9 protein-coding genes are annotated in these 9,344 nt (G+C 73.1%); 3 read left to right on the top strand and 6 right to left on the bottom strand.

Annotated elements, in window-relative coordinates:
* The 6 genes from ACXVGS_RS18010 to ACXVGS_RS17985 all read right to left on the bottom strand — a co-directional run.
* Window positions 1-3,192 (bottom strand): AAA domain-containing protein (locus ACXVGS_RS18010; RefSeq protein ID WP_458537292.1); only part of this gene is annotated, 3,192 nt, incomplete at its 3' end.
* A 333-nt stretch (window positions 3,193-3,525) separates the two neighbouring features.
* A complete protein-coding gene (locus tag ACXVGS_RS18005; protein WP_458530835.1) occupies window positions 3,526-3,726 on the bottom strand; it encodes a carboxylesterase family protein in 201 nt (66 codons plus the stop codon).
* Window positions 3,629-4,999 carry an MFS transporter gene (locus tag ACXVGS_RS18000; protein WP_458537291.1) on the bottom strand — a complete coding sequence of 457 codons (1,371 nt, stop codon included), beginning with the start codon at window positions 4,997-4,999 and terminating at the stop codon, window positions 3,629-3,631. The genes ACXVGS_RS18005 and ACXVGS_RS18000 overlap by 98 nt, the downstream gene beginning before the upstream one ends.
* A 63-nt stretch (window positions 5,000-5,062) precedes the next feature.
* Window positions 5,063-5,263 carry a hypothetical protein gene (locus tag ACXVGS_RS17995; protein ID WP_458530833.1) on the bottom strand — a complete coding sequence of 67 codons (201 nt, stop codon included), beginning with the start codon at window positions 5,261-5,263 and terminating at the stop codon, window positions 5,063-5,065.
* Complete coding sequence (locus tag ACXVGS_RS17990; RefSeq protein WP_458534590.1) at window positions 5,263-5,664, bottom strand: hypothetical protein; 402 nt, start codon at window positions 5,662-5,664, stop codon at window positions 5,263-5,265. Before ACXVGS_RS17990 ends, ACXVGS_RS17995 begins: the two co-directional genes overlap by 1 nt.
* Window positions 5,661-6,530 (bottom strand): cytochrome c oxidase assembly protein, encoded by an 870-nt coding sequence (locus tag ACXVGS_RS17985; RefSeq protein WP_458530831.1) that lies wholly within the window; start codon window positions 6,528-6,530, stop codon window positions 5,661-5,663. Before ACXVGS_RS17985 ends, ACXVGS_RS17990 begins: the two co-directional genes overlap by 4 nt.
* Before the next feature lie 215 nt (window positions 6,531-6,745).
* Between ACXVGS_RS17985 and ACXVGS_RS17980 the strand changes: the two genes are divergently transcribed.
* The 3 genes from ACXVGS_RS17980 to ACXVGS_RS17970 form a co-directional block, all read left to right on the top strand.
* On the top strand, window positions 6,746-7,462 hold the full coding sequence (locus tag ACXVGS_RS17980; RefSeq protein WP_458530830.1) for a hypothetical protein: 717 nt from the start codon (window positions 6,746-6,748) through the stop codon (window positions 7,460-7,462).
* Between the two features lie 13 nt (window positions 7,463-7,475).
* Window positions 7,476-8,282, top strand: coding sequence for a cytochrome c oxidase subunit II (gene coxB, locus ACXVGS_RS17975; protein ID WP_458530829.1), 807 nt, complete (start codon window positions 7,476-7,478; stop codon window positions 8,280-8,282).
* A gap of 25 nt (window positions 8,283-8,307) precedes the next feature.
* A partial coding sequence (locus ACXVGS_RS17970; protein ID WP_458537290.1) for a cbb3-type cytochrome c oxidase subunit I occupies window positions 8,308-9,344 on the top strand: 1,037 nt, incomplete at its 3' end.

Raw genomic sequence — 9,344 nt, 5'->3', positions numbered from 1 at the left:
TCCGTGCGGGGTCTTGCCGTAGCCGATGGACAGGATGATCGCGTCGCGCTCGTCGCCCTGGACGCGCTCGAGGTTCTTGACGAAGAACCGCTCCGGCGCGGACTCGTCGAAGAACGAGCCCACCCCGTCGGCGTCGGCGAGGGCGGCGCGCAGGGCGTCCTCGATCCGCGCGGCGTGCCGCAGGCCGAGCGCGATGACGCCGAGGGACTCGGTAGGCCGGCGCCGGGCGTGGTCGAGCACGAGCTGGACGACCCGGTCGACCTCGGCCTCGGTGCTCTCGATCGCCTCCTGACCGGGTGGGGCCAGGGCGGAGCCGTCGACCAGCTCCAGCCGCACGACCGGGTCGGTGCTGGTGCCGGGGAAGGTCACCAGCGAGCCGTGGTAGACCTCCTTGTTGGCAAACGCGATCAGCCGCTCGTCCAGCGAGCGGTAGTGCCAGGTGAGCCGGCGCACCGGCAGCGCCGCGGTGAGCACGTCGAGCACCGACTCGAAGCCCTCGGTCAGGGCGTCGGTCTCGGGCGCGCTGACGTCGTCGTCCGCCGAGGTGAAGAAGCTGGTCGGCGGCAGCTGCCGCTCGTCGCCGGCGACGACGACCTGGGTGGCCCGCGAGATCGCCGAGACCGCCTGCGCCGGCGGGATCTGCGAGGCCTCGTCGAAGACCACGACGTCGAACCAGCGCCCCGGCGGCAGCACCGAGGCCACGACCAACGGGCTCATCGCCCAGCACGGCTTGACCGCGGTCAGTACGTCCCCGGCGCGGGGCAGCATCTCCCGCAGCGGGCGGTGGCGACGGGACTTCGACGCCTCGGCGCGGACCAGGGCCTCCTGGTCGGGGTGGTCGGCCAGGACCTCGCGCAGGCGGCGGCCGACGGCGCCCCGGACCCGGTCGACCGCGCTGTCGAGGTGGGCGTGGTCGGCCTCGATGTACTCCGCGCCGATCCGCCGCAGGAACTCCCCGTCGTGGGCGCCGTAGGCAGGGTCGCGGACGGTGATGTCGTCCAGCAGCGAGGTCCACCAGACGAAGTCGACCTCCGGGGCCACGTCGTCGACGAGCACCCCACGGGTGGCGAGGTCGTCGACCAGCGGCCCCATCCCGGCGGCGCGCAGCTCGTCGAGCACGGTGACCACCCGGGGCACCACGGACAGCCGGTCGGGCCGGGCGGCCAGCATGGCGAGCCGCTCCTGCAGCTCCTCCAGCGGAGCGTGGAGCAGGTCGCCACCGCCGGAGGTCGGCGCGAGCCGATCCCCCAGCCACGCCAGGTCGCCGGCCAGCGTCGCGTAGGTGCGCTCGACCTCCTCCAGCCCGAGCGGGACCTCGGGGCGGGCGCCGGCGCCGGCCAGCTCCTGCCAGCGCACACGCTGGCGCTGCGCCAGCTGCAGCCGGGTGTGCAGGTCCGGCGGCACGGCTCCCGGCCGCAGCAGCCGCCGCGCCTGTCGGCGCAGGCGGCGCCGAGCCCACCAGCCCAGCTTGATGCCGTGCTCGGAGCGGTATGCCGAGGTGCCGGTCGCCGCGACGAGGTCGACCAGGGGCACGTCGAAGACCTCGGGGCGGAACACCTCCAGCGTCTGGCGGACCTGCTCGAGGACGTCGAGGGCGTCGGCCCAGGCGGAGGCCGTGCCCGCCTCGGGGATCCCGGCCTCGCGCAGCGTGGCGCCGAGCTGCTCGCGCACCGCTGCCAGCCCGCCGGACCCCAGCCGGCTGCAGATCTCCAGCGCCTGGGCGGCCTCCTCCGGGGAGGTGACGCGCGCGGCATACCAGGGGTCGTCCTCGAGCCCGGGGGTCCAGGCGCCGAGCGAGGCGGCCTCGGTCAGCGAGCGGCTCAGCTCGGCGACCCGGTCGCGGGACAGCGAGCGCAGGGCGTCGCCGTGGATGCGCACGTGGGAGGTCGGCGAGTGCGGTCGCGAGGACAGCGCCGCCAGCGCGAGCTGGGCCTCCCAGGCACTGACACCCCATGGCTCGCGCTTCTCGTGCAGGGCGCGGGAGTGCTCGACCAGCCGGGTGCGGCGGTCGACCAGGGTGCGCGCCACCTCGGCGGTGTCGGGCTCCCCGGCCTCCACCGCCCGGTCGAGGGTGTCCCCGACCTCGCGGGCCAGCCGGCGCCGGTTGGTGGCCCCGTCGTAGGCGTCGAGCACGAGGTCGCCGAGGCCGAGGCGGTCCAGGCGGCTGACGACGGCGTCGATGGCGGCGCGCTTCTCGGCGACGAACAGCACCCGCCGTCCGTCGCTGGCCAGGGCGGCGATGAGGTTGGCGATGGTCTGGCTCTTGCCGGTGCCCGGCGGGCCCTTGACGACGAGGTTGGCCCCGGAGCGGACCGCCTCGATCACCGCGTGCTGGGAGGAGTCGGCGTCCAGGACGAGGTGCTCGCGCTCCGGGTCCTGGTCGACCGCGAGCTGCGGCACGCTGGTGCGCACCGCCCGCAGCGCGCCCGGGTCGCCGGCCAGGGCCGCGACCACGTCGTGGTCGGCGAGGGTGTCGAGCTGCGCCGCGAGGTCGGCGACCATGGGCAGCTTGGCGTAGGAGAAGGTGCCGAGCACCAGCCGCGGCACGATGGTGAAGCCGGGCACCTCCTCGCAGCCCGCGGCCAGCGCGGAGAACACCGGGGCCGCGTCGAACGCGCCGGTGACCGTGGCCATGTCGGCGAGCGCGTCACCGTCGACCTCCAGGCCCTGCTCGGAGCGCAGGTAGTGCTCCAGCACCGGGTTGAGCTCGACGTCCGGCCCCAGGTCGAGGTCGAAGTCGTCCTGGCTGGCGCCGCGCGGCCGCAGGACGCACGAGCGCAGCAGCACCGGCGCGGCCGGCGGGCGGGAGGCGCCGGCCACTCGCCAGCTGGCCATCCCCACCGCGACGAACCCGGCGGCGATACCCCGCTCCTCGTGCAGCTCGGTGGTCTTGGCTCGGATGACGCGGGCCCGGCGGCGGGCCTCGGCCAGCGCGGCCGGCTCGCGGAACAGGTCGGACAGCCGGGTCGGACGCCCCGCGAGCAGCATCGCCAGGCCGCCGGGGTGGGCGGTGGTCAGGTCGAGGGTGCCGGAGGGCAGGTCGCGGTACCAGAGCAGGGTGTTGCGGCCGCCGAGGTCGACCAGGTGTCGCTGCCAGGCCTGCACCGCCGCCGCCACGCGCTCCCCGCGCGGGTCGGCAGACCCCTCCTCGGGCTGGTCCGGGTCCGGCGTCGCGTCCTGGCTCTGGGTCACCCCCGCAGGCTAACCAACCGGCGCGCCGAGCCCCCGGACGCGCGCCGTGGTCACCCCGAGCCGGCATCTCGGCGGCCTCACGCGGACCACACCTGGCGGAACTTGCCGCTCCGCGGGTCGGGCCCGGGGGCGCCGACGCCGGTTCCACCGCGACCGCGTCGGCTCCGTGGTCGCGGAGGAACTTCGTCAGCCGGTCCTCCACCGCAGCCCACACGGCGGTCCGCTCGGCGCCGGGCCTCGGCTCTACCGCGACGGTCAGCGTCGTCGGCCGGTCCGGATCGCCTGGAAACGGCGCACACCGGGGGTCTCCTCGATCACAGGGTCAGGCAGTCCTCACCGGGTGCAGCACGATCTACCGCGGCGAACTCGGTCGTGACGGACCCCCCCTGTCTCCGGCGGAGCCACCTGAGGAGGCTCCGGCCCCAACCTCGTGGCGTCACGTAAGCCGTCCCAGGCTTCGACAGGCTGTGGTGGGCGAAGCCGGTTCGCCCCGAAAGGTGGTGCCGCGTAGGGGATTCCCAGGAAGGCGTGCACGCCCTCGGTCACGGTGCCGCGCACCTCGCCATGGACGGTCTTGAGCACTGCACCCATACGCCCCACGGTCCGGCCCCTGGTGGCGGCGCGGTCCAGGCGAAGGTCCCGGGGTCAGCCGGCGTGCGCGGGGAGCCGGGTCCTCACGGTCGTCGACGCGGTGTGCCAGCCAGGCGGAGGCGACCATGACGGCGCCGAGCACCAGGCCCAGCGCGCGGTAGCCCGACCAGGCGATGACGGCTCCGCCGAGCAGGGCGCCGAGCAGATATCCCGTCTGGGTGGCACCCGTCCGGGCCGCCGCCATCGCGGCCGGACGGCTCGGGAGCTGGACCAGCCCCAGTCCGGCGGACGCGGGGGTGCGCACACCCGCCGCCAGACCCAGCAGGCAGAAGACCAGCACCGACAGCCACGCCGAGCGCGTGCCGTTGAGCATCACCGGCAGCAGCCCAGCCATGACGAGCGCCGAGCGCACCACGAGCCGGCGTCTCGGCATCCGCGCGGCCAGCCGGCCGGAGCGCGTCGCGGCGGCGAGGTAGGCGGCAGCGCCGGCGGCCAGGAGCCACCCGGCGGTCGCCTCATGGACGCCCAGCCCGTCGATGAACCACGCGCCGGCGAAGGTCAGCAGAGCGGTCCAGCTCGCGTACCCGGTCACTTCAGCGGCGATCCAGCGCCGGGCCGAGGCCTCGGTGAGCGGCGCCAGCAGCGAGCCCGGCATCGGCCTGGCGGGCAGGGGCAGCGCCGAGCGCGCCAGGACGAGGGCGCAGACGGCGATCGCCGCGGGGACCGCCAGGGCGGCCCGCCAGGACACCCATGCGGTCACCCCGGCGGCGATCGGGTTGACGACGATCCACGCCATGGCGTTGGCCGACGCGACATATCCCGTGGCCCAGGCGCGGCGCTCGGCCGGGAATGCCGCGAGCCCGGCGAACCCGCCGGAGAGGAGGAGCGCGAACGCGACACCCACCAGGAGGTGGGCGGCCAGGAACAGCGCGACCGTCGACGTCGCCGCGACCGTCGCGCAGGCGGCCAGCGCCAGCCCCGAGCCAAGGGCGAGCATCCGGGGCACCGAGACCCTGTCCACGCGGGTGCTGATCACCACCGAGGCGGCGATGGACACCGAGGCCGTGACCGCGCGGGCCTGTCCGACGGCGCTGACCGAGGCGCCGAGGTCGTGGCTGATGGCGACGATGGTCGGCCCCAGGAACACCAGCAGCGCCTGGGAGGCCATCGTCGCCAGGACGAGTGGCGCCAGCGGGCGCCACGGCGAGGCAGCCACGACTCCGACTCTGGCACCCGACTGGGTCGTGTCACCAGCGCCCCGCGCCGGCCGCGTCGGTCGTCACGGGCCGCTGCGGTGGATCCGCTGGATGGTGACGACCCCGAACGCCAGCAGCAGGAAGCCTCCGAGAGTCACGAGCACCCAGCCGAACGGTGAGCCGACGACGAGCGCGAGGGGGTAGCCCACGGCATACGCCAGGACCGTCGCGACCCCCAGCACCAGCTGCGCCCGGTCGGGGCGGAACGGGCTGCGCGGGGGCATCACGCACCACCTGGCGGGCCACCGGGCGGCTCCTGTGCGTGCAGCCGCGCCAGGTACTCCCGCCACGCGGCCAGCTGCGGGTCCGCTTCGGCACCGGGATCCGGGTGGCGGGGCTGCAGGTCCGCGGGCCGGCCGGTGCGCCCCTGGTGTCCGGGGGTCTGCTCGTGGACCAGCTTCCGCCACATGTAGGCGGCGTACCCGGCGATCACCGGCCACTCGAACGCGTAGACCCAGCTGAGCTGGTTGCCGGCGCGGGCGCGGGCCAGCTCGAAGGCAGCCGCCGCAAGGCAGGCCGGGATGGCGACCGCGGCCAGGACGTTGAGGCGCCGGACGCGCCGCCGCTCGCCGGACGTCCTCACCACCTCCGGCCCGGAGACCCCGGGCCGCTCCGCCCGGCTCACGAGGCGGCCGGTCCGGTCAGCCCGGCCGCAATCTGGCGGTCGATGCGCCGCCCCTTGCGAGCCTCCGCGCGCAGCCACGCCTGTATGGCGACCGCGATCCAGAGCGCGCCGATGACCATGCCGGAGCACCACATGAGGCCACCGCCGAGCTGCTGGTCACTCAAGGCGTCCAGGCCGAACGGCCGCGGGGACACGGCATACGCGGGGTAGAGCACGCTGCGGGCGGTGTAGATGAAGAACCCGGTCATGGCCTCCGGGCCCATCATGAGCACCAGGGAGGCCACCTTGGCCAGGGGCGAGGGACCGTGCGGCACCGGGTTCGCCCCGATGAGCGGGTAGAAGTACAGCAGCGCCACACCGAGGTACAACGGGTGCTCGACGTAGTCGTGCACCACCTGGTGGGTCACCGCGTAGTTGTAGAACGGCGTGAAGTGCGTGCCGATCAGCGCCCCGGCGAACAGCACCCAGGTCAGGACCGGGTTGGTGAGCAGCCGCACGGGGCGACTGCGCAGCGCGGGGACGAGCAGGCGGCGCCGGGTGTCCCGCCCGGAGGTCCGCAGGGCCAACAGCACCGGTGCACCCAGGAGCAGGAGCGGCGCGACCAGCATCATGATGGTGATGTGCTGGACCATGTGGGCCCAGAACAGCTCGTCGTCGTAGGCGCCGACCGGGCCCATGACCACGAACGCCAGGAGCGCGAGACCCGTCAGGAAGGACGAGGTGCGCCAGCGCGGCCAAGGGGGTTCAGGCCGCCGGTGGGTCAGCCGGCGCACGGCCCACAGGTAGGACGTCGCCGCCGCGATCACCGCCACCGCCGGGACGAGCGCCAGGTCCCACCTGCTGAGGAAATCGAGGACTTCCTTCACGTCTCGGATGGTAGGTCCGCGGGCGGGCGGCGATCCGGGACCAAGGCACCGGACGAACCGTCCCCGGGGCGGCCGTCCGCCCGGGCCGAACGCCTGCCAAAGGTCCCTTCGCCCACAACCTGCGCCGGGTCGACGCTCGGATCAACGACCGAGTCGGGGTGGGTCCTCCGCGTCGGCAGGGTCGCCGGGTACAGCCCGGAAGTGAGGTCAGACGGATGCGCATGCTCATAGGTGCCTCGGCAACCGTCCTCGGCGGAGTCGTCGCCGTGGGGGTGGTCGGCACGTCGCTGGCCCATTCCGCCCCGACCCCTCCGCCGCTGCGGGCGACCGTCCAGGGCATGGCCAACACCCCTCAGGGGCAGCTCCCCCACGCCTTCCTCACCCTCCAGACGTGGCCGGACAGCATGGCGGGACCGCACGGCAAGGACGGCGGGGCCCAGCCGGGCTGGGTGACCTACGGCCCGACCACCAACCTGTCCGTCCCGGCGCACAGCCTGGTGACGGTCACCATCCAGCAGTACGACACCGGCGGGGAGATCACCAATCCGTACTTCGCCCAGGTGCACGGGACCGTCGACGGCAAGGAGGTCGTGGACGGCAAGGCAGTGACGGGAGTCGACCCGGCGCACGTCGGGCACACGTTCACCCTGCACAGCCTCGTGACCAACCAGGATCCGCTGTTCGTGTCGGTTCCGGTGCCCGCCGTCGCGGACGACGCCCCGGCGCTCGCGAACGGCTACCCCAAGCCGCACACGGTCGTCTTCTCGTTCCTGACGAAGGGACCCGGCAACTACGTGTTCCAGTGCGAGTTCCCCTGCGGTGACGGCTATTACGCGAAGTTCGGCGGCCCCATGTCGACGCAGGGGTACATGGCAGGAACCGTCACGGTGACCGGGACGGCCGCGACGACAGCAGCGGGGGCAGGCCAGTGAGGGGCGGGACACGATGACCGCGACCGAGACGCCCGTCGGCGCCGAGCCACCCCGGACCCCAGCCCCCGCCGAGAGGCCGGGCTGGCGGCGCCCACCCGTCCTGCCGATCCTGGTGCTCTGGCTGGTCTACACCGTGCTCCTGCTGCTGTTCGCCCTCTTCGTCCCTGCTCGGGTCATGGGTCCTCCCGCGTCACCGACGATGCGAGAGATCGAGTCGACGGTGACGTCATTCAGCCTCGCCTCCGCCCCGGTGGCGGCGATGGTCTGGGCCATCCTGACCTACAGCCTCCTGGTGTGGCGCTACCCGGGCAAAGGGGCGCCGGCAGAGGACGCACCGCCGATCCGCGGCAACAACAAGGTCCTTGCCACCTGGCTCGTCACCTCCACCGCACTGTGCCTGTTCCTCCTGATCTGGGGTCTCGTCGTGCTGGCTCCGCCGGCCAGCGTGGCCAGCACCACCACGCCCCCACTAGTCGTCAACGTCACGGGCCAGCAGTGGACGTGGACGTTCGACTACCCGGGCACCGGACACCAGGTCTCGGACGAGCTCTACCTCCCGGTCAACCAGCCGGTGCAGTTCCACGTCACCTCCAAGGACGTCATCCACTCGTTCTGGATCGTCGAGATGGGCGTCAAGATCGACGCCAACCCGGGCCAGACGACCACCGCGAACGTAACGCCCGACAAGCTCGGCACCTTCACCGTCCGGTGCGCCGAGCTGTGCGGGCTCTACCACTCGTACATGCAGACCCCGGTGCACGTGTTGAACCGGACCGACTTCGCCGCCTGGCTGCGGACCGCGCAGAAGGCGGCGTCATGAGGCGACCCACCCGGAAGGGGACGTCATGGCGACGATGACCACGCAGGGACCGGTCGCGGCACCGGTGCCGGGCACAGGGGGCGGCTTGATGCGCCGCCTGAGCGTCGTCACCGGTGTGGTGCTCGGCGTCGCCCTGGCGTTCCTGGGCTGGCTGGTCTCCAACTCCCTGCTGCCCTCGCCGGAGGAGGGCAACCACAAGACCGACGCCGTCACCCTGATCACCCTGACCTGCTGGGCCATCGGTTTCCTGGTCGGTGTCGGCGCGTTCGTGGGGCCGTTCCGGTGGCTGCTAGGCCGTGACCTGTCGCACGAGGACGAGGAGTTCATGGCGGGCAAGGACGAGGGGGTATGGCGCTACTTCCGGTTCACGACCGACCACAAGGTCGTCGGGATGCAGTACCTCGTCACGACGATGGCGCTCTTCGCCGTCGGCGGGACGCTGGCCATGCTCATCCGGACCAACCTCGCGCGCCCCAACTCCGAGATCGTGGGCCCGCTCAACTACAACGAGCTGGTCGGGCTGCACGGCATCATCATGATCATCGCGACGATCATCATGGTCAGCGGGCCGTTCGGGAACTTCATCCTCCCGATCATGATCGGGGCGAGGGACATGGCCTTCCCGCGGCTGAACGCCCTGAGCTACTGGCTGCTCTTCGCCGCGGTCCCGGTCCTGCTCTCGGCGTTCTTCCTCGGTGGCATCCCGACCGGGTGGTCGGCCTACGCCCCGCTGTCGGACCAGGCGCCCCCGGGCATGGACGCCTTCCTCGTGACCATCGTCATCTTCGGCGTCTCCACCGCGCTGGCCGGCGCCAACATCACCACGACCGCCGTCCGGATGCGGGCCCGGGGCATGACCTGGAACCGCACCCCGATCTTCGTCTTCGGCGTCGTGACCAGCGTCGCGCTGGGGCTTATCGCCTTCCCGATGTTCATGGTCGCCATGATCGAGCTCGGCATGGACCGCTCCCTGGGCGCCAACTTCTACGTCGCGTCGGGCGGGGGCAACCCCTGGCTGTACTCGAACCTGTTCTGGCTCATGGGTCACCCCGAGGTCTACGT

The organism is Oryzihumus sp., assembly GCF_054325275.1.
The sequence above is the reverse complement of the archived record's forward strand: the minus strand, read 5'-3'. Positions and strand labels throughout refer to the sequence as shown.

Bases quoted from the DNA above. Each gene is read 5' to 3' on its own strand.
- ACXVGS_RS17995 (WP_458530833.1), bottom strand. From the start codon at position 5,263: ATGCCCCCGCGCAGCCCGTTCCGCCCCGACCGGGCGCAGCTGGTGCTG.
- ACXVGS_RS17980 (WP_458530830.1), top strand. From the start codon at position 6,746: ATGCGCATGCTCATAGGTGCCTCGGCAACCGTCCTCGGCGGAGTCGTC.
- coxB (WP_458530829.1), top strand. From the start codon at position 7,476: ATGACCGCGACCGAGACGCCCGTCGGCGCCGAGCCACCCCGGACCCCA.